This is a genomic window from Roseomonas indoligenes, from assembly GCF_017813365.1.
Classification (GTDB): domain Bacteria; phylum Pseudomonadota; class Alphaproteobacteria; order Acetobacterales; family Acetobacteraceae; genus Roseomonas; species Roseomonas indoligenes.
The window spans coordinates 1-24,275 of sequence record NZ_JAGIZA010000016.1 but is presented as its reverse complement, the minus strand read 5'-3'; the positions used below and the strand labels follow the sequence as shown (position 1 = coordinate 24,275).

25 protein-coding genes and 1 pseudogene are annotated in these 24,275 nt (G+C 72.0%); 10 read left to right on the top strand and 16 right to left on the bottom strand.

What is annotated here, in order from left to right:
• Nucleotides 1-151: 151 nt before the first annotated feature.
• Nucleotides 152-1,249 (top strand): glycosyltransferase, encoded by a 1,098-nt coding sequence (locus J5Y10_RS21170; protein ID WP_209376105.1) that lies wholly within the window; start codon nt 152-154, stop codon nt 1,247-1,249.
• Nucleotides 1,246-3,129: a glycosyltransferase gene (locus tag J5Y10_RS21165; RefSeq protein ID WP_209376104.1), complete on the top strand. Its 1,884-nt coding sequence runs from the start codon at nt 1,246-1,248 to the stop codon at nt 3,127-3,129. The genes J5Y10_RS21170 and J5Y10_RS21165 overlap by 4 nt, the downstream gene beginning before the upstream one ends.
• Before the next feature lie 22 nt (nt 3,130-3,151).
• On the opposite strand, the gene add is transcribed toward J5Y10_RS21165, so the two are convergent.
• From add to J5Y10_RS21135, 6 genes are all read right to left on the bottom strand, one after another.
• On the bottom strand, nt 3,152-4,228 hold the full coding sequence (add, locus tag J5Y10_RS21160; RefSeq protein WP_209376103.1) for an adenosine deaminase: 1,077 nt from the start codon (nt 4,226-4,228) through the stop codon (nt 3,152-3,154).
• Nucleotides 4,225-5,799 carry an ABC transporter substrate-binding protein gene (locus J5Y10_RS21155; RefSeq protein WP_209376102.1) on the bottom strand — a complete coding sequence of 525 codons (1,575 nt, stop codon included), beginning with the start codon at nt 5,797-5,799 and terminating at the stop codon, nt 4,225-4,227. Before J5Y10_RS21155 ends, add begins: the two co-directional genes overlap by 4 nt.
• Nucleotides 5,800-5,983: 184 nt before the next feature.
• Nucleotides 5,984-6,256, bottom strand: a complete 273-nt coding sequence (locus tag J5Y10_RS21150) for a hypothetical protein (RefSeq protein ID WP_209376101.1) — start codon at nt 6,254-6,256, stop codon at nt 5,984-5,986.
• A 128-nt stretch (nt 6,257-6,384) separates the two neighbouring features.
• A complete protein-coding gene (locus tag J5Y10_RS21145) occupies nt 6,385-6,897 on the bottom strand; it encodes a pyridoxamine 5'-phosphate oxidase family protein (RefSeq protein WP_209376100.1) in 513 nt (170 codons plus the stop codon).
• Between the two features lie 114 nt (nt 6,898-7,011).
• Complete coding sequence (locus J5Y10_RS21140; RefSeq protein WP_209376099.1) at nt 7,012-9,351, bottom strand: mechanosensitive ion channel domain-containing protein; 2,340 nt, start codon at nt 9,349-9,351, stop codon at nt 7,012-7,014.
• A gap of 340 nt (nt 9,352-9,691) precedes the next feature.
• A complete protein-coding gene (locus J5Y10_RS21135) occupies nt 9,692-10,744 on the bottom strand; it encodes an NAD(P)H-dependent flavin oxidoreductase (protein ID WP_209376098.1) in 1,053 nt (350 codons plus the stop codon).
• Between the two features lie 125 nt (nt 10,745-10,869).
• Here J5Y10_RS21135 and J5Y10_RS21130 point away from each other — a divergent pair, with 125 nt between their 5' ends.
• From J5Y10_RS21130 to J5Y10_RS21105, 6 genes are all read left to right on the top strand, one after another.
• Nucleotides 10,870-11,292, top strand: coding sequence for a hypothetical protein (locus tag J5Y10_RS21130; RefSeq protein ID WP_209376097.1), 423 nt, complete (start codon nt 10,870-10,872; stop codon nt 11,290-11,292).
• 25 nt (nt 11,293-11,317) lie between these two features.
• A complete protein-coding gene (locus J5Y10_RS21125; protein WP_342452980.1) occupies nt 11,318-11,539 on the top strand; it encodes a twin transmembrane helix small protein in 222 nt (73 codons plus the stop codon).
• Nucleotides 11,540-11,726: 187 nt separating this feature from the next.
• Nucleotides 11,727-12,476 carry an electron transfer flavoprotein subunit beta/FixA family protein gene (locus J5Y10_RS21120; RefSeq protein ID WP_209376096.1) on the top strand — a complete coding sequence of 250 codons (750 nt, stop codon included), beginning with the start codon at nt 11,727-11,729 and terminating at the stop codon, nt 12,474-12,476.
• A gap of 2 nt (nt 12,477-12,478) precedes the next feature.
• Nucleotides 12,479-13,396, top strand: a complete 918-nt coding sequence (locus J5Y10_RS21115) for an electron transfer flavoprotein subunit alpha/FixB family protein (RefSeq protein ID WP_209376095.1) — start codon at nt 12,479-12,481, stop codon at nt 13,394-13,396.
• Complete coding sequence (locus tag J5Y10_RS21110; protein WP_342452979.1) at nt 13,393-14,283, top strand: 3-hydroxybutyryl-CoA dehydrogenase; 891 nt, start codon at nt 13,393-13,395, stop codon at nt 14,281-14,283. Before J5Y10_RS21115 ends, J5Y10_RS21110 begins: the two co-directional genes overlap by 4 nt.
• 7 nt (nt 14,284-14,290) lie before the next feature.
• The gene (locus J5Y10_RS21105) at nt 14,291-15,439 is read left to right on the top strand and encodes an acyltransferase family protein (protein WP_209376094.1); all 1,149 of its coding nucleotides are present in this window, start codon (nt 14,291-14,293) and stop codon (nt 15,437-15,439) included.
• 118 nt (nt 15,440-15,557) lie between these two features.
• On the opposite strand, the gene J5Y10_RS21100 is transcribed toward J5Y10_RS21105, so the two are convergent.
• Together J5Y10_RS21100 and J5Y10_RS28580 are read right to left on the bottom strand one after the other, a co-directional pair.
• Nucleotides 15,558-16,184, bottom strand: a complete 627-nt coding sequence (locus J5Y10_RS21100) for a DedA family protein (protein ID WP_209376093.1) — start codon at nt 16,182-16,184, stop codon at nt 15,558-15,560.
• A 3-nt stretch (nt 16,185-16,187) separates the two neighbouring features.
• Nucleotides 16,188-17,867 (bottom strand): phospholipid carrier-dependent glycosyltransferase, encoded by a 1,680-nt coding sequence (locus J5Y10_RS28580; RefSeq protein ID WP_280855700.1) that lies wholly within the window; start codon nt 17,865-17,867, stop codon nt 16,188-16,190.
• Nucleotides 17,868-17,968: 101 nt separating this feature from the next.
• Here J5Y10_RS28580 and J5Y10_RS28575 point away from each other — a divergent pair, with 101 nt between their 5' ends.
• The gene (locus J5Y10_RS28575) at nt 17,969-18,187 is read left to right on the top strand and encodes a hypothetical protein (RefSeq protein WP_209376092.1); all 219 of its coding nucleotides are present in this window, start codon (nt 17,969-17,971) and stop codon (nt 18,185-18,187) included.
• Nucleotides 18,188-18,220: 33 nt separating this feature from the next.
• Here the strand turns inward: J5Y10_RS28575 and J5Y10_RS21085 are convergent, their stop codons facing one another.
• The 7 genes from J5Y10_RS21085 to J5Y10_RS21055 form a co-directional block, all read right to left on the bottom strand.
• Nucleotides 18,221-18,559, bottom strand: coding sequence for a hypothetical protein (locus J5Y10_RS21085; RefSeq protein ID WP_209376091.1), 339 nt, complete (start codon nt 18,557-18,559; stop codon nt 18,221-18,223).
• Nucleotides 18,560-18,968: 409 nt separating this feature from the next.
• A complete protein-coding gene (gene hisA, locus J5Y10_RS21080; RefSeq protein ID WP_209376090.1) occupies nt 18,969-19,685 on the bottom strand; it encodes a 1-(5-phosphoribosyl)-5-[(5-phosphoribosylamino)methylideneamino]imidazole-4-carboxamide isomerase in 717 nt (238 codons plus the stop codon).
• A complete protein-coding gene (locus J5Y10_RS21075; protein ID WP_209376089.1) occupies nt 19,685-20,260 on the bottom strand; it encodes a GNAT family N-acetyltransferase in 576 nt (191 codons plus the stop codon). Before J5Y10_RS21075 ends, hisA begins: the two co-directional genes overlap by 1 nt.
• Nucleotides 20,257-20,907 (bottom strand): imidazole glycerol phosphate synthase subunit HisH, encoded by a 651-nt coding sequence (gene hisH / locus J5Y10_RS21070; protein ID WP_209376088.1) that lies wholly within the window; start codon nt 20,905-20,907, stop codon nt 20,257-20,259. The genes J5Y10_RS21075 and hisH overlap by 4 nt, the downstream gene beginning before the upstream one ends.
• Nucleotides 20,904-21,269, bottom strand: a complete 366-nt coding sequence (locus J5Y10_RS21065) for a DUF2628 domain-containing protein (RefSeq protein ID WP_209376087.1) — start codon at nt 21,267-21,269, stop codon at nt 20,904-20,906. Before J5Y10_RS21065 ends, hisH begins: the two co-directional genes overlap by 4 nt.
• Nucleotides 21,269-21,874, bottom strand: a complete 606-nt coding sequence (gene hisB / locus J5Y10_RS21060; RefSeq protein WP_209376086.1) for an imidazoleglycerol-phosphate dehydratase HisB — start codon at nt 21,872-21,874, stop codon at nt 21,269-21,271. The genes J5Y10_RS21065 and hisB overlap by 1 nt, the downstream gene beginning before the upstream one ends.
• Nucleotides 21,875-21,938: 64 nt before the next feature.
• Entirely contained in the window at nt 21,939-23,177 is a 1,239-nt protein-coding gene (locus tag J5Y10_RS21055; protein WP_209376085.1) for an energy transducer TonB, read from the bottom strand.
• A 112-nt stretch (nt 23,178-23,289) separates the two neighbouring features.
• Here J5Y10_RS21055 and hslV point away from each other — a divergent pair, with 112 nt between their 5' ends.
• Nucleotides 23,290-23,862 (top strand): ATP-dependent protease subunit HslV, encoded by a 573-nt coding sequence (gene hslV / locus J5Y10_RS21050; protein ID WP_245214939.1) that lies wholly within the window; start codon nt 23,290-23,292, stop codon nt 23,860-23,862.
• A 306-nt stretch (nt 23,863-24,168) separates the two neighbouring features.
• On the opposite strand, the pseudogene J5Y10_RS28090 reads toward hslV, so the two are convergent.
• Nucleotides 24,169-24,275 (bottom strand): annotated as a pseudogene (locus J5Y10_RS28090) (IS630 family transposase); the annotation flags it as partial.

The following is a 24,275-nucleotide window of genomic DNA, read 5'->3' as shown; positions in this document are numbered from 1 at the left end:
TCCATTTCAGCCAGGCACTCGGGTCAGACACGAAGGCCCGCCCGGCGCGATTCTCCCGCGATGACAATCGAGACATGCCGGAGGAATGATTCAGGCCGCTAACGGACGTTATGGCTGCCGGAATGCTCGCCACCTTAGAGCCTGTGCCGGAATGACACAGCGTCCCCGGCCTGATCCCTGGAACACCCTTCCCGAGCCCATTCCCGCCCGAAACGAGGCGGATCTTCGGGGCCGTGCGGCAGGGGGGCGCGATCCTGCCCCCGTCATCGCCGTCATCGTCAGCCATGACCGGCCGGCCCTGCTGCGCCGTTGCCTCACGGCCCTCGCCGCCCAGCGCCGTCCGCCCGACGCCACGCTGGTGATCGACAATGCCAGCCCACCCTCCACCGCCGCCGTCGTCGCAGATTTCCCGGCGGTGCGGCACATCCGCCTGCCCCGGAACCTCGGCGGCGCCGGCGGCTTCCGCGCGGGCATCGGCAAGGCCATGGCCGCGGGCGCCGGGGCGATCTGGCTCATGGACGACGACGGCCTGCCCGCCTCGCCCGACTGCCTTGCCGGCCTTCTCGCCGCGGCGGAGGGAAAGGGCGGCATTGTCGCCCCCCTGATCCTCGACATCGAGCGGCCGGACCGCCTCGCCTTCCCGGTCCGCATCGCCGGCCGTACCCGCTTCCACCTGGCGGAGCTGGAGGGCCGTGCGCAGGTCGCGGGTTTCGCCCACCTCTTCAACGGCGCCCTGATCGCCCGCGAGACCTTCGAGCGCATCGGCCTGCCCGAACCCCGCTACGTCATCCGCGGCGACGAGGTGGAGTTCCTCCGCCGCGCCCTACGCGCCGGGCTGGAGGTACGGATCGAGACGGCCTGCCGCTTCCTCCACCCCAGTTCCCATGGGGAGATCGAGCCCATTCTTTTCGGCCGCTTCTACGCCACCGTCCCGGCCACCGAGGCGAAACGCTACTACCAGTTCCGCAACCGCGGCCAGATCTTCCGGGCCTACGGGCTCTGGGGCTACCTGCTCGCCGATATCGTCCGCTACGGCTGGTTCTACCTCGTCACGCGCCGGGCGGACCTGCGCGGCTTCGCGAGCTGGCTGGGCACCACCGCGAAGGGCTGGCACGGCGGCTTCCTGCGCGCCCCCTGGAACGATGCGGAGGGCCCGCCGCCCTACCCCACCCCGGCGACCGGCATGGCAGGGGCCGCGCGGATGGCCCTGCCCCTCCTCATGCGCGGCGCAACGAGGCCGCGGCCATGAACGAGATGAGCGCTTCGGCCACCTCCCTGGTCGCCTCCCTCCCGGACGGGGCGGAGCCCGGGCTCCTCCTCCAGCGGGTGGTCTTCGACCGGGCGGCCGCCCTGATGCCCCTCTATGTCCGCATGCTCCGGCAGGAGCGGGAGCAGCCCGCCCCGCCCCGGCCGGAGGGCGGCGTGCTGCGCATCCCGCGCGGCGCCACGGCGAGCTTCGATACCTATTTCGGCGCCTTCTTCGAGCACCAGTGGCGCGCCTGGACCGGCCTGCGTGGCCTCTCGCTGGAGTTGCGCGCGAGCGGGCGCCTGCTGCTGCGCGTCCTGCGCCGCACGCCGGAGGGCGAGGACGTGCTGCTGGAGGCGCTGGAGACGGAGGCCGACCCGGCCCTGCCCATCACCCTGGACCTGCCCGCCGACCTGCCGAACGCCCATGCCGCCGGCCGCGTCTTTTTCGAGGTGACGGCGCGCGGCGGGGAGGTGCTGCTGCGCAGCGCCGCCTGGCGCGCGCCGGAGGCCGAGCCGGCGCCCGTCGGCCTCGTCCCGGTCTTCTGCACCTTCAACCGGGAGGCCGCGCTGGCCGACCTCCTCGCGAGCATCACGGGCGACCTGGAGACGGCATCGCTCCTGCCCCGCCTCGTCATCGTCAACCAGGGCCGGCCGGGCCTCCTCTCCCACCCCGCCATCGCCGCCCTGCCCGCGGCCTTCCGCGAGCGGCTGCTGGTGATCGAGCAGGGAAATTTCGGCGGCGCCGGCGGCTTCACCCGCGGCCTCCTGGCGGCCATGGAGCAGCCCGGCGCCACCCATGCCCTGCTGATGGACGACGACATCCGGCTGGAGCCGGAAAGCCTGCGCCGCGCCGCCGCCTTCTTCTCCATCGCGCGGCCGGGCCTCGCTCTCGGCGGCCAGATGCTGGACGGGCTGCGGCCCACCCGCCTCTACGAGGCCGGGGCCAATATCGACCCTGCCACTTGGTACTTGCGCCCCCAGCTTCCCGACCATCCCCTGGCCGCCCGGCGCGACCTGGACGCGTTCCTCGCCCCCGCGTCCATGCACTACAACGGCTGGTGGTTCTTCGGCCTGCCGCTCGAGATGCTCCGCCAGGCCGGCCTGCCCCTGCCGTGTTTCATCCGCGGCGACGACGTGGAGTACGGCCGCCGCCTGCACGATGCCGGGCTGCACACTGTCTCCCTTCCCGGCGTGGCGGTGTGGCATGAGCCCTTCTACGCCCGCATCGGCGGCTGGCAGCTCTACTATGAGACGCGGAACATGCTCGTCACAGCCGCGCTGCACTTCCCGCGCGGGCGGCACGCCCTGACCTGGCTCATGTTCAAGCGGCTGGCCACCTATCTCCTTACCTACCGCTACTACGGCGCCGCCCTCGTCCTGCAGGCCGTGCGCGACTACCTGCGCGGCCCCGCCCTGCTCGAGGATTCCCCGGCCGCGCTCCACGCCTCCCTCGCCGCGCACAAGGAAGCCCATCCGCCGCAGAGCCTGCCCATGGAGCGCGTGGTGCCCCCTGCCGCCGTGCCCCGGGATTCCGGGGGGCGCGCCCGGATCGCCCTCCGCCTCGCCTGGGCCCTGGCGCGCAACTGGCGCCGGCCCACGGCGGAGCACGCGGCGCCCGTTCGCCTTCCCATGCCCGACCTGCTGTGGTTCCGGGTCACCCGGCACGACCATCTCGTGCTGGAGCAATGGTGGGACCCGGAGCGCCCAGTGCTGCGCCGCTCCCGCGAGGCATTCCGCCGCCTCTTCCGGGACGGCCTGACCCTGCTGCGCCGCCTGGACCGGGAAGGGCCCGCGGCGGCGGAGGCCTGGCGCCAAGCCTTCCCGACCATCACCAGCCCGCCCTTCTGGCCCCGCTATCTCGGCCTGCCGGCCGGCGAGTGACCCTCCCCCGGGCGCGCCCGCCTCAGGCGCGCTCCACCGCCACGTCCACCGCGCGATCCGAGGGATCGAGCGCGGCGTCCAGCGCGTCCAGCCGCGTCTCGAAATCGGCGCGCAGCGCAGCCTTCGCGGGGTCCGGCAGCCAGCACGCCTCCACCCCGGCCAGGGACAGCCTGCGCGCCTCTGCCACGCCCCAGCCCGTGTGGTCGAACACGCGGCGCCAGGCATGGCCCATGTTCGTCCCGAACATCGTGGGATCGTCCGTGCCCAGCACGATGGTCAGCCCCGCCTCGGCCATCCGGCGGATGCGGTCCAGGCGGGGGATCCGGTTCGGCGGGATCGAGGACCAGCAGGCCATGGTGAAGGGCACCCCCTCCCGCGCCATGCGGGCCACGATGTCGGGGTCGGCCAGCATGTTGTAGCCGTGGTCCAACCGGTCGCAGCCCAGCGCGTCCCGGCAATGGGTGATGTGGGCCGGCGGCCCCTCGAACAGGGCCTGGTTGTCCTCGCAGACATGGGCGGTGCGGCGCAGCCCCATCCGGCCGGCGCGCCGCCAGGCCTCCACCCAGACCAGCGGGGGCCCCGCGCGCTCGGCGCCGTCCAGCCCGATGCCCACCACGCGCGGGTGCGGGTGGGCCTGCACCCAGTCCAGCATCTGCAGGGCCTCGCTCGGCAGGCAGACGCTGCGGTCGATGCAGGCGATCATGAGGGAGGAGACGCCTAAGTCGCGCTCCGCCCGCTCAAGCCCCGCCACCAGCCCCTCCACGATCAACGGGTAGGTGGCGCCGTTCGGGCTGTAGTAGTGCGGGTTGAAGAAGATCTCGACGTGGCGCGCGTTGCCGTGGCGGTGCATGTCCTCGATGCACTCATAGGCCACGCGCTCGAAATCCTCCCGCCGGCGGATCGCCAGGGCGCCGAGGCGCAGCACCTCCAGGAAGCCGTAGAAGTCCGGCCACTGGTACAGCGTCTCCGCCGGGCGCGGCAGGCGCACGCCGTTGGCCTGCGCGATCTCGTGCAACGTGGTGGCGCGCACCGCGCCCGCGATGTGGCAGTGCAGCTCGACCTTCGGAACGAGGTCGAGATAGTCGGAGAAGGAGATCATCCGCGCTTGATGTTCCACAGGAACATCGCCGGGCCCTGCGGCACGTCGCGCAGCTCCGACCGCCAGGCGGAGGCCGCGACGAACTGCCCGAGCGGCATGTAGAAGCCCCGCTCTGCCGCCTGCTGGTGGATCTCGGTGGCGAGCGCCTTCCGCTCCGCCTCCGTTCCCGCCGCCGCGAAGGCCGCGCGCTTGGCCTGCACGGTCGCGTCCTTCGGCCAGCCCGCGAAACCGTTGGGCGGGCCGGAACCCTCCATGTAGGAGTTCTGCAGCGGCGTCTGCATGTCCGGCACGGTGGCAGTGGTGTGGAAGACGTTCCATCCCTCCGGCCGCGCGCGGCGGCCGAAGAAGGTGTTCAGGTCCATCGACTGCAGGTCCACCCTGAAGCCCAGCTTCGTCAGCAGGTCCTGCGTCACCAGCCCCAGCGCCGCGATCCCCGGCGCGTCCGCGGGGTGGATGATGACCACGGGCCTGGAGAGGTCGATCCCCGCCTCCCGCAGCATCCGCTTGGCGTCCTCCAGGTCGGCCTTGCCCGGCATCCCGGCGGTGGTTTCGTAAGGCGTGCCGCAGCCCAGCATGGAGCGGCATTCCCGCGCGTATTCCGGGCGTCCGGCGACGCCCGGCAGGTAGTCCGCCTGGTCCACGGCCGTCATCACCGCCCGCCGCACGCGCACGTCGTCGAAGGGTGGCAGCAGGTGGTTGAAGCGGAGGATCCCCTGGTAGCCGAAGGGCGAGACCACCTGCACCTTCACCGCCCGGTTCCGCTCCAGCACCGGCAGCACGTCCGCCGGCAGTCGCTCCAGGTAGTCCACCTCCCCCGTCGTCAGCGCGCTCACCTGGGAGGAGACGTCGGGCATGGCGATCAGCTCCACCCGCTCGAAGGTGGCGTGCTTGCCGCCGGAAGCCCAGATGGAGGCCTCGCCGCGCGGCCGGTAGCCCTCGTGCCGCGCCAGGACGATCCGGTCGCCCGGGCGGTACTCGGCCGCCACGAAGCGGTACGGTCCGGACCCGATCGGCTCCGTCACCGGCCGGCTCGGCGGCGTCTCCGCCAGGCGCTTCGGCATGATCATCGGCACCATGGCGCCGGGCTTCGCCAGGGCCTGCAGCACGAGGCCGAAGGGCTCCTTCAGCTCGATGCGAAGGGTCTTCGCGTCCGGGGCGTCGATCGCCTCGCTCGCCCGCAGCATCACGCCGCCCAGCGCGTCCCGCGCGCCCCAGCGGCGCAGGCTGGCCGCGCAATCCTCGCCCGTCACCGGCGTGCCGTCGTGGAAGACCAGCCCGTCCCGCAGGAAGAAGCGCCACTCCATCCCGTCCGCGCTCGTCTCCCAGCGCTCCGCCATCTGCGGGGTGGGCTCCCACCGGTCGTTCACCGCCAGCAGCGTGTCGTAGACGAGGTAGGAGAAGTCCCGTGTCGTGAAGCTCGTGGTGAAGTGCGGGTCCAGGATGTTCGTCAGCGTCTCCGGCACCACCCGCAGCGTTGCCGCCCGCGCTGCCTGTGCCCGCGCCGGGCCGGAGAGCAGGGCAGGGGCCGCCAGAAGCGGCGCGGCGGCCAGCAGCGAACGGCGATGCATCATGGTCCGGTCATCCCTCAAATCAGGCCCGCCGAAAGCAAGTTCCACACCAGATCGCCGTTCATTTCGCCCTCGGGGAGGTCGCCACACCCATCGCGCGCCCGGCTCAAGCCTGCCGAGCTCAAACTGGCCCGGCCGAACGGGGACGGGGTTGGGCGGCCGTTCAGAATAGGACGCAGGAGCCCCTTCAGCAGAAAGGAAACTGCGTCACCACCGCCCAGGCGTCCTCGAAGCCGCCCTCCAATGCGACTGCGAGGATGGCCCGGTCGCGCACGGCCATTGCCTCATCGGGCAAGCCGTCCGGGGGGCCAGGCAGGAGCAGGGCGGCCGCCATGCGGTCCCGTGCGGCCTCGAGCGCGGCGCAGCGCTCCGCCGCGGTGCCGTCCCGCGGAACGGCGTCCAGGAGGGCCAGGCGGAAGGCCAGCCGGAGCGCGTCGCGATCGGGGTGAACAGGAGGCAACGAATCCTCCGGGCCGGACGACCCCTGGAGACGTTCTCTGATCCCTTCTGGATCCGGTGCCCCTCGCGCCGGACCGGGAAAGGGGCTGCGGCCCGCAGTCCCTTTCCATAGATCGGCCCTTCGTTGGATCAAGCCTGCTTGAAGGAGACCCGCTCGTTCTCGCCGCCCTTCGGCGGCTCGCCGGTCACCACGGCCTTCACATAGCCATAGGCATGCAGCAGCGTGGAGGAGGGGCTGTCCCAGTACTCCGCCCCCGTCATCTCCACGGCGATCAGGGCGATGCGCGGGTCCTCGGCCCCCTTGGGGAACCAGGTCTTCATCGACTCCGTCCACAGCTCCTTCTGCTTCGCCACGTCCCGCACCACCCGCGCCGTGCCGGAGACAGAGACGTAGTTCTGCTTGGAGGGATCGGAGTAGGAGAGCAGGACGCGGTCGTTCTTCGCGATTTCCTCCGTCTTCTCCGTGCCGGAGCCGGAGAAGAACCATAGCGTCTTCCCATCCGGGTCCAGCCCGGCGGCGACCATCGGGCGGCCGCGCAGCTTGTCGTCGTCGCCGTGGGTGACGAGCACGGCCGTCTGCACGTCCTTGATCAGCTCGCGGACCTTCTCGCGCTGCTCGTGGTCGGTCTGGGCTTCGGCCATCGGTCTCTCCTGGGTTGGATCAGGCCTTGCAACGGCTCCGGGGCGGGCCGGTTGCCGGTCCGGCCGCCAGGGCCTGCCGGTCGGGTCCCGCGTCCCGCGGCCGCAGGAACCGCTTCAGGCCGCCGCCGGCTGGTCCCCTGCGGCCGGGTCCACCGCTTCCTCCTCCGCCGCCTTCCGCCAGGGCGAGTTGATGCGGATGCCCTCCCGCTCGAACCGCCCTTCGATGCGCCGGTTCAGTTCCCGCGTCACTGGCCAGCGCTGGGAGGGATCGGTCTTCATGCGGGCGCGGACGACGACGCCGGTCTCCAGCAGCTTGTCCACGCCCATCACGTCGATCTCGTCGCGCGTGGCACTGGCCCAGCGCGGCTCCTGCCGCATCTCGGCGGAAATCTCCTTCATCAGCTTCATCACCCGGTCCGTGTCCTCGCCATAGGGCAGGGAGACGTCCACGACCGCGAAGGCGAAGTCGCGCGTCATGTTGGTCACGAAGGTCACGGTGCTGAAGGGGATGATGTGGACGGACCCGTCCATCGCGCGCAGCCGGATGGAGCGGATGGAGAGCTGTTCCACCACGCCGGTCATGGTCCCGATCGTCACCGTGTCGCCCACGGCCACCGCGTCCTCCAGCAGGAGGAACATGCCGGTGATCACGTCCTTCACCAGCGTCTGGGAACCGAAGCCGATGGCGACGCCGACGACACCGGCGCCGGCGATCAGCGGGGCCACGTTCACCCCGATCTCGCTCAGCACGTTCAGCGCCACGAAGACCACGATGATGATGAGCAGCGCCGTGCGCGCCATGGGCAGCAGGGTGCGGATGCGGGCGGACCGTGCCGCCTGCGTGTCGCGCGCCAGCTTCGTCAACCGGCGCTGGATGGCGGCGTTCGCCACCTCCCACACCGTGATGGCCGCCAGCATCGTCAGCCCGATGGAGACGAGGCTGCTGACCACCCGCGCGCCGAGCCCGCCGCTGCGGAACCAGGTGAAAGCGTCGATCCCCCAGGTCTCCAGCAGCACCAGCAGGGTGACGAGGGTGACGATGCCGGAGACGATGCCCTTCAGGACGGGAAGGTAGCGGTTGGCCCGCGCCTCCAGCCCGGGATAGCGCTTGGCGAGATCCGGGGTGATGCGAAAGCCCCGCTCCAGCAGCCGTCGCAGCCCGTAATCCACCAGCTTGGCGGCGCCGAGCACGAGAAGGGTGAGCGCGCTGGCCTTCAGCAGCCGCTCGAACCCGTCCCGAACCTGCAGGGCCCAGACACCCCAGAGGGCGAGGATGTAGAGGATGGCCACCACGTGCCACACCTCCGCCAGCCGGTCCCGCAGCGCGCGGAACATGCGGCGGGAGCGGTCCGGGTGGTCGTTCGGCTTCAGCTCCGGCGCGCGCAGCCAATCCGCCACGGAGTGCCGGTTCTGCATGATCACGATCACCAGGAACAAGGTGACGATCAGCAGGGAGAGGCGGGTGATGGCGTCGTACACCGCCCAGGGCACGCCGAAGAGAAGCCCGGCCTCCGCCACCGCCCAGCCCACCACCAGCACCGCCACGATCCGCCGCAGCCAGATCGTGATGTAGGCCGCCGTCTCGTCGTGCAGCGGCACCAGCCGCAGATGGGCGGAATTGGGGGAGAACAGCATCCGGCTGGTCAGCATCACCGCGCGGATGGCGATGTAGGCGTTGTTCGCCAGCAGCAGCACCAGCTCCGTCGTCGGCAGCGGCTGCACGGCCTTGATCAACCCGTAGGAGATCACGGCGAAGGCGCCCACCGGCAGCAGGTCCAGCACCAGCCGCATCAGCACGTAGGGAATGCGCCGGAACCAGGTCCAGACATTCGACCGCTCCGGCGCATGGGCGTCCAGCTTGTCCCGCCAGCGGCCAAGGAGCCGCCAGACGATCCATTCGGCCAGCAGACCCAGCCCGAAGAGCAGCACGAGCTTCCAGGAGGCATCCAGCACCCGCGCCTGCGTCACCGGATCCCGCGCGACGCCGGACGCCCAGGACACGATGTTGGGCAGGTCCGTCACCGCATTGGCCGTGGCGACCAGCTGGTCGGACAGGGCCGCAAGGCGCTGCGAAGCGCCCATCATCAGCTGAGCGCCGAGCGTGTTGGGCGCGAGCAGCCCGGCCTCCGCCGGCGTTTCCGCCGGGGCAGCGCCACCGGCCGGCGCGGCCGGCGTAGCGGGTGCAGGAGCCGGGCTTGCGGCGGTTCCCGCCGGCGCGGCCGGGGCAGGGCGGGACGCCGCGGAGAGCGCCTCCAGGTTGCGGATCAGCTCCGCCCGGCGCGTGTCATCCCGCAGCAGGCCCAGCAGGCGGTCCGCCTCCGCCGGCGTGGAAGGCGACGGCGCAGCCCCGGCGGGCGCCGCGGGCGCGGGGCGGGCAGGGGCAGAGGTCTGGGCGAGCGCCGGCGCAGCGCAGAGCAACGCCAGCAGAGCGAGAAGATGTCGGGAAAGCCGCATAGGCGCGGTTGGAACCCGCCGGGTCAGCCGAGGTCAAGCTTTCGACTGTCACGGTCCGGTGGGGCGGAAGGTGCTGGCTACCCCCAGGGGGCCTCCGCCCCCTGGAACCCCCGCCAAGGGCCTGAGGCCCCTGGACCCCCGGCTGGCTACCGCCGCGCCGGACTGACACGGGGTTTCGGCGCGAAGGACTTGATCCTGCCCTTGCAGTCGCCTCGGGTCGTGGACCCGAGGCGCACCGCCAGCCGAGCCAGACCAACTCGAAGAAAAAGATGATGGTGAGGGGTTCGGGAAGAGGAAGAATTCCTTTTTCCTCTCCCCGGGACAGACCGACAGTGAAGGATCAAACCCCCGCCAGTCGCCGCGTCAGCTCCCCCGCCGTCATCGGCCGGGCCAGGGCCGCCGCCTGTCCGGCCCAGAGGTTGGTGAAATCGTCCCGCTCCTCCGCCTCCGCCCGCGCGCGGATCGGCGCCAGGGCGGCGCCGGCGGTGGGGAAGGGCGGGGCGATGTCGGAGAGGGGGCCGGCCTCCCGCATCAGGCGGTTGAGGATCCCGCGCGCGGGGCGGCCGGTGAAGAGGTTAGTCAGGGCCGTGCCGTCGTCGGTGGCGCGCTCCAGCGCGGCGCGGTGCAGGGCGGGGATCCGGGCCTCGGGGGTGAGGAGGTAGGCGGTGCCGACCTGGACGGCCGAGGCGCCGAGGGCGAGGGCGGCGCGCACGCCGCGGGCATCCGCGATGCCGCCGGCGGCGATCACGGGCACCCGCACCGCGTCCACCACCTGCGGCACCAGGGCCATGGTGCCGACCTGGGTGGCCATGTCGTGGGTCAGGAAATTGCCGCGATGGCCGCCCGCCTCGAAGCCCTGGGCGATGATGGCGTCCACGCCCTGCCGTTCCAGCCACACCGCCTCGGCGACGGTGGTCGCGCAACCGACCACCTTGCAGCCCGCCGCCCGCACGCGGGCGAGCAGGGCGGGCGCGGGCAGGCCGAAGTGGAAGCTGGCCACGGCGGGGGGCGATTCCTCCAGCACGGCGCAGAAAGCCTCGTCGAAGGGGGCGCGGCCGGCGCCGGAGGGCGGGGTATCCGGGCCCAGCCCGGCCTCCGCGTAGTAGGGCTCCAGCCGCGCGCGCCAGGCGGCCTGGCGCCCCGGGTCCTCGGGCGGGGTGTCATGGGCGAAGAAGTTCAGGTTGAAGGGGCGGCGCGTGCCGGCCCGCACCTCCGCCACCGCGGCCCGGAAGCTGTCGGGTGCGTACTGCGCGCCGGGGAGGGAGCCGAGGCCACCCGCCTCGCTGGCCGCCACGACCATGGCGGGCGTCGTCGCCCCGGCCATGGGCGCCTGGATAATCGGCAGCTCGATCCCGAACAGGTCCGGGATCCGCCGGTCCGCCGGTTCCGCCATGCCCACCTCCCCTCTATCTGCTGCGGGCGGCGCAGGGCTGCCCGGCACACCATACTCCACCGGGGAGGGCGCCGCTTCCAGCCGCCCTGCCGCAACCCTGCCACCCGGAGACCCGCCCCAGAGCCATGACGGACCTACCCCCCGACCCGCCGCCTATGGTGGAGCTGATCGAGGCCCGCCTGGAGCGGCTGGAACTCTCGCCGGAGGAGGCCTTCCGCAGGGCAGGCCTGCCCCCGGACTTCCTGCTGCGCCTCCGCGACGGCACGGCGACGGTGCCGCGCGGCGCCCGGCTGGTGCGCCTGGCCGAGGTGCTCGGCACCTCCGTCTCCTGGCTCGTCGGGATGGACCCGGACGTGGCCCCGCCGGCGGAGATGCTGGAGGAGGAGCAGGGCAGCCTCGGCCTGCTGGCAGGGGACGAGGAGGCCTTGCTGCGCGCCTATCGCGAGCTGGACTTCTCCACCAAGGCCGCGCTGCTGACGGTGGTGCGGAAGATGGCGGCGCCGGAGCCGGTGCCGGAGGTGCAGGCCAAGGGAAAACGGCGCGGCTGATTCGTGACGGGACCGTTGCGCGGGCGTGAGGCATGCCCACATCCCCGTCACCATGATCACCTTCCTCACGATCCTCGTCGCCCTGGGGATGCTGGCCACCCTGGGCACGCTGCTCTTCGGCATGGTCGGCCTCGTCCGAGAGGACGGCGACCCACGGCGCTCGAACGCGCTGATGCGCTGGCGCGTGACGCTCCAGGCCGTCACCATCGTCCTCTTCGCGCTGCTGCTTTACCTGATGCGGGGCTGAAACGCGGACGCCCCGGCCCGCTTGCCGCCTTCCGGGGGCCGCCTTATAGACCCCGCCTGATTCCGTGGAAGCGAAGCCCTGCCCCTCTTGCGGCGGAGCGTCGCCAGCCTGTCCAGGGGCCGCCCGCGGTCCCTCAAACGCACCGACGAACCCCTCGCGGTGCCCGCCAGAGGACCCGTCAGCCGGCATGAAGCTCCTCGTCCCCGTCAAGCGCGTGGTGGATTACAACGTCAAGGTCCGGGTGAAGCCCGATGGCTCGGGCGTCGAGACCGCCAACGTCAAGATGTCCATGAACCCCTTCGACGAGATCGCCGTCGAGGAGGCCGTGCGCCTGAAGGAGAAGGGGGTGGCGACGGAGATCATCGCCGTCTCCATCGGCCCGGCCCAGGCACAGGAGCAGATCCGCACGGCCCTCGCCATGGGTGCCGACCGCGGCATCCTGGTGGAGGCCGAGGGCGCGGTCGAGCCGATCGCGGTGGCGAAGCTGCTGAAGGCGATCGTCGAGAAGGAGGGGCCGCAGCTCGTCATCATGGGCAAGCAGGCCATCGACGACGACATGAACGCCACGGGCCAGATGCTCGCCGCCCTGCTGGGCTGGGGTCAGGGCACCTTCGCCAACAAGGTCGAGGTCGCCGACGGCGCCGCGACCGTCACCCGTGAGGTGGATGGCGGCCAGGAGACGGTGAAGCTGACGCTCCCGGCCATAGTCACCACCGACCTGCGCCTGAACGAGCCGCGCTACGCCAGCCTTCCGAACATCATGAAGGCCCGCAAGAAGCCGATCGAGACGATGAAGCCCGCCGACCTCGGCGTGGATACCGCGCCCCGGCTGAAGGTGATCAAGGTGGAGGAGCCGGCCAAGCGCCAGGCCGGCGTGAAGGTGGCCTCGGCCGCCGAGCTCGTCTCCAAGCTGCGCAACGAAGCCAAGGTGATCTGAAGATGACCGTCCTCGTTCTCGCCGACCACGACGGCAAGGCCATCAACCAGCCCACCCGCTCCGCCATCGCCGCTGGCGGCAAGCTCGGCGAGGTCCACCTGCTGGTCATCGGGCCGGAGGCGGTTGCCCAGGCCGGCGCGAAGATCGCGGGCGTCGCCAAGGTGATCCACGATCCCGCCGAGCACCTGCTGGCCGAGCCCGCGGCCGCCCTGCTCCAGGCGCTGGCCGGGAACTACACCCACCTGCTGGCCCCCGGCTCCGCGCTCGGCAAGAACGTCATGCCGCGCGTGGCCGCGCTGCTGGACGTGCAGCCGATCAGCGACATCTCCGCCGTGGTGGATGCCGATACCTTCGTGCGCCCGATCTACGCGGGCAACGCGCTGGCCACCGTGCAGTCCTCCGACGCGAAGAAGGTCATCACCGTTCGCGCCGCCTCCTTCGACCCGGCCGAGGCCGAGGGCGGCTCCGCGACCGTGGAGGCCGCGCCGTCCGCCGCGGATCCGGGCGTCTCCTCCTTCGTCGGCGCCGAGATCGTGAAGAGCGAGCGGCCAGAGCTGACGGCGGCCCGCATCGTCGTCTCCGGCGGCCGCGCGCTCGGCTCCGCCGAGAACTTCCACATCCTCGACGGCATCGCGGACAAGCTCGGCGCCGCCGTCGGCGCCTCCCGCGCCGCGGTGGATGCGGGCTATGCCCCGAACGACCAGCAGGTCGGCCAGACCGGCAAGATCGTGGCCCCCGAGCTCTACATCGCCTTCGGCATCTCCGGCGCCATCCAGCACCTGGCGGGCATGAAGGACAGCAAGGTCATCGTGGCCGTGAACAAGGACGAGGAGGCGCCGATCTTCCAGGTGGCCGACTACGGCCTCGTCGGCGACATCTTCAAGCTGATCCCGGAGATCGAGGCGGAGCTCTCCAAGTGAGCGAGACGACGCCGACCATTTCTTCCGTCGGCGTCATCGGCGCCGGCCAGATGGGCAACGGCATCGCGCATGTCGCGGCCGCATCAGGCCTCGCCGTCACCATGATCGACGTGAAGGCGGAGGCGCTGGAGAAGGCGCTCTCCACCATCCGCAAGAACATGGAGCGTCAGGTGTCGAAGGGCACCCTCTCGGCCGAGGACCGCGACGCGGCGCTCGGCCGGCTCTCCACCGGCACCGACATGGCGGCGCTCTCCGGCGCCGACATCGTTATCGAGGCGGCGACCGAGCGGGAGGAGATCAAGAAGTCGATCTTCGCCGCCCTCTGCCCGCACCTGAAGCCCTCCGCCATTCTCGCGACCAACACCTCCTCCATCCCCATCACGCGCCTCGCGGCCTCCACGGACCGCGCGCCGCGCTTCATCGGCATGCACTTCATGAACCCGGTGCCGGTCATGAAGCTGGTGGAGGTGATCCGCGGCATCGCCACGGACGAGCCGACCTACCAGGCCACCGTCGCCCTGGCCGAGCGCATGGGCAAGACCATCGCGACGAGCGAGGACTTCCCCGGCTTCATCGTCAACCGCATCCTGATGCCGATGATCAACGAGGCCGTCTACACGCTGCACGAGGGTGTGGGCGACGTGGCTTCCATCGACCTCGGCATGAAGCTCGGCACCAACCAGCCCATGGGCCCGCTGGAGCTGGCGGACTTCATCGGCCTGGATACCTGCCTCGCCATCATGCAGGTGCTGCACGAGGGCATGGGCGACAGCAAGTACCGCCCCTGCCCGCTGCTGGTGAAGCATGTCGAGGCCGGCTGGCTCGGCCGCAAGACCGGGCGCGGCTTCTACGACTACTCGGGCGAAAAGCCCCGGCCGACGCGCTGAGGGGCGAGTGGCGGCGCGCGGCAACCGGGTCGCCTTTGCCGACCAGCTGCGCGGCATCGCGGCACTGCTCGTCGTCATCGCCCATTTCGGCGCGGTATTCTGGCACAACCAGCCTGCCGTCGCGGAGATGACGGGGCTGCCGCCCGCTTTCGCCACTCCACCAGCGGGCCTGGCTTTCACGATTCCCATCCTTCTCGGCACCTTCCAGTTCGGTGCGGCTGGGGTGGCGCTGTTCTTCCTGATCAGCGGCTACGTCATCCCGTTCAGCCTGCGGGGCCGCAGCCCGGGCAGCTTTCTCGTTGCCCGCCTCGTGAGGCTCATGCCCACCTACTGGATCGGCTTCGCCCTCCAGGCCCTGGTTATCCTCGGGGTCGGGCGCCTTCTCGGCGGCACCTTTCCGCGGGATCCCCTGGATATTGTCCTGAACCTTCTGCCCGGGCCGCACATGCTCACCGGCCGCCCCACGCTGGACGGCATCGTCTGGACGTTGGACATCGAGGTCTGGTTCTACCTTCTCGCTGCCTTGGCCGCGCCCGCCCTGCTTGCCCGCTCGGCCGCGTTCCTTCTCTATCCGCTGGGCGTCGGCCTAGCGGGTGCCGCCCTCGCCCTGTTCCCCGCCTGGGCTGGCTGGCCGCCGGGTGCGCTGCGCCACGCCTTCGCCGGCCTCTCCCTGGCCGCCCCGATGCTGCTCTTCATGATGGTCGGTACGGTGCTGCATCTGGCCGAGGCTGACGCACGGTGGCGCCGCGCGGCCTTCCTCGTCATCCCCGCCCTTCTCCTCGCCGTCGCGCTTCTGCTGCGCTGGTGGCCGGTGGCGCGGCTGGACTCCCAGACCCCGTCCTACCTTGCCATGGCAGCGCTCTTCGTGGCGGCCCACGCACTGCGTCACCGCATCCCGGCATGGCGCTGGCCCACACGCCTCGCCGCCATCTCCTACCCGCTCTATGTGGTGCACGCCGTGTCCGGCTACGCGATTATGGTGGTCCTGACCCGCTGGGGCTGGCCGCCCGCGGCCACCATGGCGGCTGCCCTCGCCTATGCGCTACTGGCCGCCACGGCGCTGCACCGGCTGGTCGAGGAGCCGACGCGCCGCCTCTCCGCGCGCCTGGGGCGCGAAGAATGGATTGAGGCCCGGGCGAGAGCCGTAGCGCCCTAAGCCTCCTGTGCGAACGACGTATTCCCGGGTGCTTCTCCGCCGGCGCGGCGTTGCCCGGCTCGCAGGGTCGAAGAAATCCCGGCGAAGTTCGGGGGCGGACACCCGGCCCCGCTGTCTCTCATTCCCCCGAGTTCTCGATCCCGCGCTTCCAGCGGTGCCGCGTGCGCCAGAGGTGCCACGCATAGACCACGACGCAGGCGGCGATCACGGCCACGCCCAGCGGTTCCATCCAGTGCCCGATCGCTTCCCACTGGCCTTGCAGCCACCATCCCGCGGCCATGAGGAAGCCGGTCCAGAGGGCGGTCCCGAGGATGGTCGCGGGGTAGAACACCCGGCGGCGCATGCGCGCGATGCCGGCGGGGACTGAGATCAGGGTGCGCGGCCCCGGCAGGCAGCGGCAGATCAGGACGGCCGGCGCCCCCCAGCGCAGCAGCGCCTTGCTGGCAGCGCGGATGTCTTCCCCGACGATCCCGACGTAGCGGCCATAGCGGTTCGCAAGATGCTCGATCCTGGCCTGGCCGATGGCGCGCGCCGCCTCGTACCAGGCGGCGTTGCCGAGCACGGCACCGGCGGTGCCGGCCAGGAAGACGGCCAGCGGGTCCATCTGGCCCTGCGCGGCGGCGAAGCCGGCCACGGGCATGATGGCTTCCGAGGGAATGGGCGGAAAGATGTTCTCGGCCAGCATCAGCAGGAAGATGCCGAAGGTGCCGGTGGCCGCGATGATATCGGCGATGGTCTGCAGCACGGCTCAGCCTGCCCGGAACAGGGTGATCGCCACGCGGCGGCCGCGGACGTAGTTGATGCCCTCCACCCGGCCCACGGCCCGGGGGCGCAGGCCGATGGCGGCGGCCTCGGCCTCGAAGCGTGGGGCCTCCCGGCCCTCCACGGCCACCACGCGGTCCGGGGCGGCGGCGAGGAAGCGGGCAGCCTCAGCGCCGCTGCCCAGCAGGTTCGTGGCGGTGCCGGCGGAGAAGACGAGGGAGGGCTCGTGGAAGCCGGTGATGCCGAAGCGCTCTGCCGGCACCTCCTCCGCCGCGACCATCGCCGCGACGCGGGGTGAGACCCAGGGGGCGGTGAGATGGGGTAGCACGCCCCCCAGCAGGGCCCAGTAGAGGGGCACGGCGAGGAGCGCGCCGGAGAGGCCGGCGCGGGACCATTCGCTGTTGCGGGCGGCGCTGGCCACGGCCCAGAGCAGCGCCGCCGCCAGGGGAACGGCCAGCAGCCCGGGGAGGGAAATCCGGCCATCGGCCAGGATCGGCAGGGCCACGGCGCCGGCGGCCAGCCCGATGGCGGTGCCGAACAGCGCCGCCCAGCCCAGCCAAGCGAGCCAGCGGGGCGCGGGCCGTCGCAGCGGGTCGCAGGCCCAGGCGGCGCCGAGCAGCAGCAGCGCGGGATAGGCGGGCAGGACGTAGTGGGGCAGCTTCGTCGCCACCGCCTCGAACAGCAGCCAGGTCGGCGCCGCCCAGGCCAGCAGGAAGCGCGTGCCCGGCCGCATCCGCGCGCCCCAGGCCCCGGGAAGGGCGCGTAGCACCAGGAAGGCGCCGGGGAAGGCCGCGATCCCGAAGGTGAGGAGGTAGTAGCCCGGCGGACCCCAATGCGCCTCCTCGCCGGAGCCGACCTTGTTCAGCATGTCGCCGCCGAGCGCCTGCTGGAAGAAGCGGCCCTCCGTCGCGATGCCGATCGCCACCAGCCAGGGCAGGGCGCAGGCGATCATCAGCGGGATGCCCCAATGCGCCCGCAGCGCGCGAAGCCAGGGCGCACCGGTCCGCCATCCCCGATCCGCCGCATAGAGGGTCAGCCCGGCCAGCAGCGGCACCATGGGCGCGATCGGCCCCTTAAGCAGCACGCCCGCCCCCAGCGCCAGCCAGAAGCCGAGTGCCGCCCGGGCCGTGAAGGCGGAGGGCGCGAGATAGGCCCGCCCCATCAGCCCCATGGCCGCCACGATGCTCGCCAGCAGCGCCGCGTCCGTCTTGGCGATGTGGGTCTCCACCACCAGCAACAGGGTCGCCGAGAGCAGCGCCGCCGCCAGGAAGGCCGGCCGCCGCCCCACCAGCGCCCGCCCGAGCGAGAAGGTCCCCAGCACCGCCAGCCACGCCCCCAGGGCGGAGGCCAGCCGGTAGCTGCCGATCCATCCCCGCGCCGGCAGCCCCAAGGCCTCCATCGCCTGGACGATGCCGGCCTGGGCCCAGTGGATGCCCACGGGCTTCTTGTTGCGCTCCACCACCCCGTTGCGGATGCGGACATAGTCGCCGCTCTCCACCATCTGGCGGCTGGCCTGGGCGAAGCGCGCCTCGTCCCGGTCCCCCGGCGGCAGGGAGAAGAGCCCCGGCGCCCACATCAGCAGGCAGAGCAGCGAGAGCAGCAGCCGCGGCCGCCGCACCTCCGGCAGTCGGTCCAGCGCGCCGGTCAGCGAGAGGGCAGGGGCCATGGCCCGGCGCCTTAAAGGCGGGGCCCCACGGAGTCGAGGCTCATTCCCCCGAACGACCCGACCCCTGGCGCGTTCATCCCTTCCGAAGAGAGGGAATGCTCATGTCCGACACCCCCGAGATCACCCCGCCCAACCCTTCCCCCGCGCCCGGCCCCGCACCCGGGCCGGAGAACCCGGTGCCCGGCCCCATCTCCCCGCCACCGCCGCCCACGCCGGAGATCCCGGGCAGCGACCCCATCGGGCCGGACAACGACCCGATCGGGCCGGACATCCCGCCCATCGGCCCGGGGCCGGGTGGGATGCCGCCGACGGTGATGTAGCGATCGCCCCTGGGCCGGGCGCCGTGCCCAGCCCTATCGGGTGAAGTTGAAGTCCGTGATCCCGCAGGTGTTCACCTGCCGCCGCTCCTGCGCCGCGCCATTCGCGTAGACCACCCGGATGTCGTTCATGCACTGCCCCGCGGGCAGGACGACGTTGAGGCTCTGCCCGGAAGGCAGGGTGTTGTCGCCCAGCAAATCCCGGCCCCAGTTGGCTCGCGCTGAGGAGGAGACGTAAACCTCGTTGATCGTCGACCCCGTGCGATTGTTGAGCCGGAAATCGGGGTTGTTGCTCTGGGCAGAAGCACCGCCGCTGCCGAGAAGCGCGAGAGAGCAAGCCAGAACGGCCGTCGTCATCATGGCGCGAGGGATCATGGTTCCTCCTTGGGTTTTGACGGCCCGGCACAGGCAGATGGACCGATTCCATATCGGTCGTGCAAAAATACCGGATCGTCAATCAGGGGGCATTTGGTCGCCTCGCCGGCAGGTTCGTGCGGCTTTTGGCTGTCGGTCTGTCCCGGGGAGAGGAAGAAGGAATTCTTCCTCTCCCCGGACCCCTCACCATCATCTTCTTTTAAGAGTTGGTCTGGCTCGGCTGACGGTGTGCCTCGGGTCCGTGACCCGAGGCGACTACAAGGCCAGGACCGGGCCGCTCAAGCAGAAGGCCCGTGTCCCGTCGGCGCGGCGGCAGCCCTGTGGGGACCCAAAAGCCTCAGACCCTTGGCTCGGGACAAACGCTTCGCGTTTGCCCGGGGGTTCCAGGGGGCGGCGCCCCTGGCCGGCGTCAGGAAACCCCCAACGCCTCTCCTGCCGTCAGCCGCCCGTCATAGAGCGCCCGCCCGATGATGACGCCGGCGATGCGCCCGGTCGCGCGCAGCGCGTCCAGGTCCGCGCGCCCCGCCACGCCGCCGCTGGCGATGACGGGGGTGGAGAGGCGCTCGGCCAGGGCGGCGGTGGCGGCCACGTTCACGCCGCCGAGCATTCCGTCGCGGTCGATATCGGTGTGGATGATGGCGGCGGCGCCGGCATCCTCCAGCATGAGCGCGAGGTCGAGGGCGGTGAGGCTGCCGGTCTCGGCCCAGCCTTCCGTCGCCACGCGGCCGTCGCGGGCGTCGATGCCGATGGCGACGCGGCCGGGGAAGGCGCGGCAGGCTTCGCGTGCGAAGTCCGGGTTCTTGGCGGCGGCGGAGCCGAGGATGACGCGCGCGATGCCGGCGGAGAGCCAGGCCTCGATGGTGGCATTGTCCCGGATGCCGCCGCCGAGCTGCACGGGGCGCTTCGTCGCGGCCAGGATGGCGCGCACGGCCTCGGCATTGGCGGGGCGCCCGGCGAAGGCGCCGTCCAGGTCCACCACGTGCAGCCAGGGAAAGCCGGCGGCGTCGAAGGCGGCGGCCTGGGTGGCGGGGTCGCCGTAGACGGTGGCCTGGTCCATGTCGCCGCGCTTCAGGCGCACGACCTGCCCGCCCTTCAGGTCAATGGCGGGGTAGGGGATGAAGTCCATCAGGGGTCCTGCGCGAAGAGCGTCCCGGTCGGGCGGCCCCGGGCCGGGTCCAGCAGCTTGTAGTAGTGGTGCCCGGCCACGGTGCGGCCGTCGATCCGGGCATAGGCGGGGTGGGTTCCCCAGCGGACGTAGCCATGGCGCTCGAACAGCGCGATGGCGACCTCCTGCGTCTCCCGCACGTCCAGGTTCAGCACGCGGTGGCCCAGCGCGGCCGCCCGCTCCTCCGCCCGGCGCACCAGCATCCCGGCCAGGCCGTGCCCGCGCGCGTAAGGGGCGATGTAGGCGTGGGTGAGCTGCGCGGCCCAGGCCTGGGCCTCGTTGTTGCGGGCGGGGCGGAGGAGCTGGGCGGAGCCGACGGGATGGCCGTCCAGCCGCGCCACGAACAGCTCGCGCTCCGGCACCAGCAGCACGCCGCTGAAGTGGCGCGTCAACGCCTCCCGCCCCTGCGGCGCGAGCCAGCCGAATCCGCCGCCCTCGATGATGGCGGCGTCCGTCGCCTCGCAGAGGTCGGCCATGTCGGCCTCGTCCAGCGCGGTCACGCGCTCGACGGAAAGGGAATGCGTGTCCTGCTTCATGGTGCCCAGCGCAGGAAGTTCCTGAGGATGTGCAGGCCGACAGGGCCGGACTTCTCCACGTGGAACTGGGTGCCGGCCAGGTTGTCCCGGCCCACCACGGCCGCGACGTCGCCGCCATAGGCGGCGCTGGCCAGAAGCTCCTCCCTCCGGCCGCCGCTCAGGGCGTAGGAGTGGACGAAATAGGCGTGCGCGCCCTCCGGCAGCCCGGCCAGCAGGGGGTGGGCGGCATGCGGCTCCAGCGCGTTCCAGCCCATCTGCGGCAGGGGCAAGGGGGCGCCGTCCGCGCCGCGCGGGTCCATGGGCGCGATCTCGCCCTTGATCCAGCCGAGGCCGGGCGTGTTGCCGTGCTCCAGCCCGCGCTCCGCCATCAGCTGCATGCCCACGCAGATGCCGAGGAAGGGGCGGCCCCCCTGGATCGCGCTCTCGCGCAGCGCCTCCTCCATGCCGGGCAGGGCGGCGAGGCCGCGGGCACAGGCGGCGAAAGCGCCCTGGCCCGGCAGCACCACGCGGTCGGCCGCCAGCACGTCCTCCGCATGCGTGGTCACCTGGACGAGCAGCGACACCCCTTCCTCATGCGCCGCCCGCTCGAAGGCGCGGCGGACGGAGGCGAGGTTGCCCGAGCCGGGATCGACGATCGCGAGTCTCACGCCATCATCCCCCTGGCCAGGGCCGGCTGGGCGCGGAGGGCGCGCAGCGTCGCCTCCTCCTCATCCGCCCCGGCGGCCACGCCGCCCATGGCATAGCCGCGGCGGCGCAGCGTCCAGCGCTCCAGGTCGTGCGCGTGGAAGCCGAGCAGGATCTGCAGCGCGATCCCCGCCCAGCCCTCCCAGGGGTCGGGCAGGAAGGCGATGGCGGCGGCGAGGGCGAGATAGCCGAGGAGGGTCAGCCACAGCCCTCGCCACAAAAGCCAGAGCGGGCCGAACAGGAAGGCCCAGCCGGAAAAGCCTTCCGGCACCAGCCTTGCGCGGGGCTTGCCGCCGTCGCGGGAATGAATGGTGAAGACCCGCATCAGGCTTCCAGCATGCCCTTGGTGGAGGGAACCGAATCGCCGGCGCGCGGGTCGATCTCCACCGCCATCCGCAGGGCGCGGGCGAAGGCCTTGAACAGCCCCTCCGCAATGTGGTGCGCGTTGGTCCCCGCCCGTTGGGTCAGATGAACCGTCATCGCGGAGTTCATGGCCAGCGCCCGGAAGAACTCCTCGAACAGCTCCGTATCCATCTCCCCCACCTTGTCGCGCGGGAAGGCCGCGGACCAGGCCAGGAAGGGGCGGCCGGAGATGTCGATGGCGCATTCCGCCAGCGCCTCGTCCATCGGCACCAGCGCCTGGCCGTAGCGGCGGATGCCCCGCTTGTCGGCCAGTGCCTTGCGGATGGCCTGCCCGAGCACGATGCCCACGTCCTCCGTGGTGTGGTGGAAGTCGATGTGCAGGTCGCCCTCCGCCCGCACCGCCAGGTCCGTCAGGGAATGGCGGGCCAGGGCCGTCAGCATGTGGTCGAGGAAGCCGATCCCGGTCGCGATCGCCGCCCGGCCGGTGCCGTCCAGATCCAGCGTCAGGTGGATCCGGGTCTCGCTCGTCTCGCGGCTGATCTCGGCACGGCGGGGGAAAGCGTCCATGGCGGTCCTTTAGACCCCGGCGAGGGCGGCGTCACCGTCATGGGACGAGGGACGGAACAAGCCGTCAGCGCCGGCGCAGGATGTAGTTGATCGTCAGGTCGATCTCCGCGCTGTTCTCCACCGTGCTGGCCGGGAAGGGCGGCACGATCCGGTCCCGCAGCAGCGCCTGCGCCCCGGCATCCAGCCAGATGGAGCCGGATCGGCCGATGAGCTGAAGCCCGCTGACCCGCCCGTCCCGCGCCACGGTGAAGCGCACCACGGCGGTCCCGTCCTCCCCCGCCTCGACGGCCTGTCGGGGGTAGTACCCGTGGGCGCGCAGCCAGGCCATGAAGGCCGCCCGCCAGTCCGCGCCGAGATTGGCCCCGCGAATCCGCATCTGGGCGTTCGGCGCGTCGGGATTGGCGACGCCGGCGGCGCCCGCATCCCGGTTGGGGCGGGAAACCGCGCCGGGCGGCGGCGCCGGGCGGCCGACGGTGATCCCGCTGCCCAGGTCCATCGCCCCCGCGAAGGGATTGGCCGGCGCGGCCGGGCGCGGCCGGGGTCGAGGTTGGGGCTGCGGCTGGGGCCGCTGCGGCGCGGGCGGCCGGGCCGCCGTCTCAGGCGGGGCAGCGGGCGGCTCCGGCGCCGGGGGTGGCGGCAGGGGCAGGGCGGCCACATCCGCCTCGCGCGCGCTCTCCGTGGAAGGCGGGGGCGGCGGCAGGGCGAAGTCGGAGGGCGCCCGCGGCGCAGGAAGGGGCGGGAGTGGCAGCGTGCGCGCCACGGGCGGCAGGGGCGCCTGCGGCGCGGCGGCGGGCGGCGCGGGAAGCGGCGGGGCGGGCGCTTGCGCGAGGGGCGGCGCCGGGGGCGGCGGAACGGCGGGCGCGGGCGGAGCCGGCACCGGGGGCAGTTCGGGCGGCTGCAAAGGGACGGGCGGCGCTGCGGCCACCGGCGGCAGCGGAACGGGCGGCAGGGGCACCGGTGATGGCGGGGGTGGAGGCGCGGCCTCGCCCGGCGGCTCGGGCGGCGCCGGGGCGCCACCGGGCGGGGCGGGCACCGCCACCTCCTCGCCCCCGTCGAACACCACGTCCACGGCCGAGGGGGCGGACGGCTCCTCCATCGGCTTCTTCGGCATGCCGAACAGCAGCCACCACCCCGCCGCCAGGTGCAGCAGCAGGGACAGGGCGAGCGCCAGGGACCGCCAGCGGCCACGGGGCCGCAGCCCGCGCCGCCCCGCGCGCGGCAGGCGCGGTGCCGGAAGCGCCGGCCCGGGAAGGCCGGTTCCCCGGACAGCCGGTCCCCGAATGGAAAGCCCCGCCGCGCTCATGCCCGCCCCTAGATCATGCGCCCGCAGATAGGTGCTGCGCGGCACGGGCGGAACAGGCCCGCCGGCATCGGATTGCAACGCGGACCGGGCATCGCCACATGGGTTCCCTCACATGGCACCCATCATGAATACCACCACCAACACACACGACCCCCTGGGCTGGCACGGCACCACCATCCTTTGCGTCCGTAAGAACGGCCAGGTGGCCATGGCCGGCGACGGCCAGGTCTCCATGGGCCAGACCATCGTCAAGAACAATGCCCGCAAGGTCCGCAAGATCGCCGGCGGCAAGGTCGTCACCGGCTTCGCCGGCGCAACGGCCGACGCCTTCACCCTGTTGGAGCGCCTGGAAGCGAAGCTGGAGCGCTTCCCCGACCAGCTGGAGCGCGCCGCAGTGGAACTGGCAAAGGACTGGCGCATGGACCGCTACCTCCGCCGGCTCGAAGCCCTGCTGGCCGTGGCGGACGCGAACCGCTCCCTCCTCATCACCGGCCAGGGCGACGTGATGGAGCCCGAGGACGGCATCATCGGCATCGGATCCGGCGGCAACTATGCGCTCGCGGCCGCCCGCGCCCTGATGACCGTGGACGACCTCTCCGCCGAGGAGATCGCCCGCCGCTCCATGACCATCGCGGGCGATATCTGCGTCTATACGAACGGACGTTTCATCCTCGAGACGCTCTGAGGTTCTGTTCGGGTCTGGTGGCCCCAGGGGGAGAGAAGGAGTCTCTCCCCCTGGACTCCCTCTCATCTTTTTCTACCGGGCTGCCGCGGGATGCTCGTCCGATGGCGCGCCTGAGGTCGATGGCCTTAGGCGACTGACAGCACGGCCCGGGCCGACACGGTGTCGAAGACCATTCCGCGACTCCTTTCCTTGTCGCGTCCGCGCCAGCCGGATCGCGGGGTCCGGGGTGGCCCTTGGCACCCCGGTGGAGGTTGCACGGGGCGAAGCCCCCTGCGGGCCGCCCATAAGGCCTAGAGCATTTCCAGCTTACTCGGACGCGTATCCTGAGTTGGCGAGGTAGTTTCTGCACTCGGCTTGGGTGAAGGTGTCGAGCAGGCGCCCGATGGTGGTCCAGAGGGCTTCGCGGGTACGGG

Coding starts and splice junctions, on each gene's coding strand:
- J5Y10_RS21170 (WP_209376105.1), top strand. CDS start 152: ATGACACAGCGTCCCCGGCCTGATCCCTGGAACACCCTTCCCGAGCCC.
- J5Y10_RS21165 (WP_209376104.1), top strand. CDS start 1,246: ATGAACGAGATGAGCGCTTCGGCCACCTCCCTGGTCGCCTCCCTCCCG.
- add (WP_209376103.1), bottom strand. CDS start 4,228: ATGATCTCCTTCTCCGACTATCTCGACCTCGTTCCGAAGGTCGAGCTG.
- J5Y10_RS21155 (WP_209376102.1), bottom strand. CDS start 5,799: ATGATGCATCGCCGTTCGCTGCTGGCCGCCGCGCCGCTTCTGGCGGCC.
- J5Y10_RS21145 (WP_209376100.1), bottom strand. CDS start 6,897: ATGGCCGAAGCCCAGACCGACCACGAGCAGCGCGAGAAGGTCCGCGAG.
- J5Y10_RS21140 (WP_209376099.1), bottom strand. CDS start 9,351: ATGCGGCTTTCCCGACATCTTCTCGCTCTGCTGGCGTTGCTCTGCGCT.
- J5Y10_RS21135 (WP_209376098.1), bottom strand. CDS start 10,744: ATGGCGGAACCGGCGGACCGGCGGATCCCGGACCTGTTCGGGATCGAG.
- J5Y10_RS21130 (WP_209376097.1), top strand. CDS start 10,870: ATGACGGACCTACCCCCCGACCCGCCGCCTATGGTGGAGCTGATCGAG.
- J5Y10_RS21120 (WP_209376096.1), top strand. CDS start 11,727: ATGAAGCTCCTCGTCCCCGTCAAGCGCGTGGTGGATTACAACGTCAAG.
- J5Y10_RS21115 (WP_209376095.1), top strand. CDS start 12,479: ATGACCGTCCTCGTTCTCGCCGACCACGACGGCAAGGCCATCAACCAG.
- J5Y10_RS28580 (WP_280855700.1), bottom strand. CDS start 17,867: ATGGCCCCTGCCCTCTCGCTGACCGGCGCGCTGGACCGACTGCCGGAG.
- J5Y10_RS28575 (WP_209376092.1), top strand. CDS start 17,969: ATGTCCGACACCCCCGAGATCACCCCGCCCAACCCTTCCCCCGCGCCC.
- J5Y10_RS21085 (WP_209376091.1), bottom strand. CDS start 18,559: ATGATCCCTCGCGCCATGATGACGACGGCCGTTCTGGCTTGCTCTCTC.
- hisA (WP_209376090.1), bottom strand. CDS start 19,685: ATGGACTTCATCCCCTACCCCGCCATTGACCTGAAGGGCGGGCAGGTC.
- J5Y10_RS21075 (WP_209376089.1), bottom strand. CDS start 20,260: ATGAAGCAGGACACGCATTCCCTTTCCGTCGAGCGCGTGACCGCGCTG.
- J5Y10_RS21065 (WP_209376087.1), bottom strand. CDS start 21,269: ATGCGGGTCTTCACCATTCATTCCCGCGACGGCGGCAAGCCCCGCGCA.
- hisB (WP_209376086.1), bottom strand. CDS start 21,874: ATGGACGCTTTCCCCCGCCGTGCCGAGATCAGCCGCGAGACGAGCGAG.
- J5Y10_RS21055 (WP_209376085.1), bottom strand. CDS start 23,177: ATGAGCGCGGCGGGGCTTTCCATTCGGGGACCGGCTGTCCGGGGAACC.
- hslV (WP_245214939.1), top strand. CDS start 23,290: ATGGCACCCATCATGAATACCACCACCAACACACACGACCCCCTGGGC.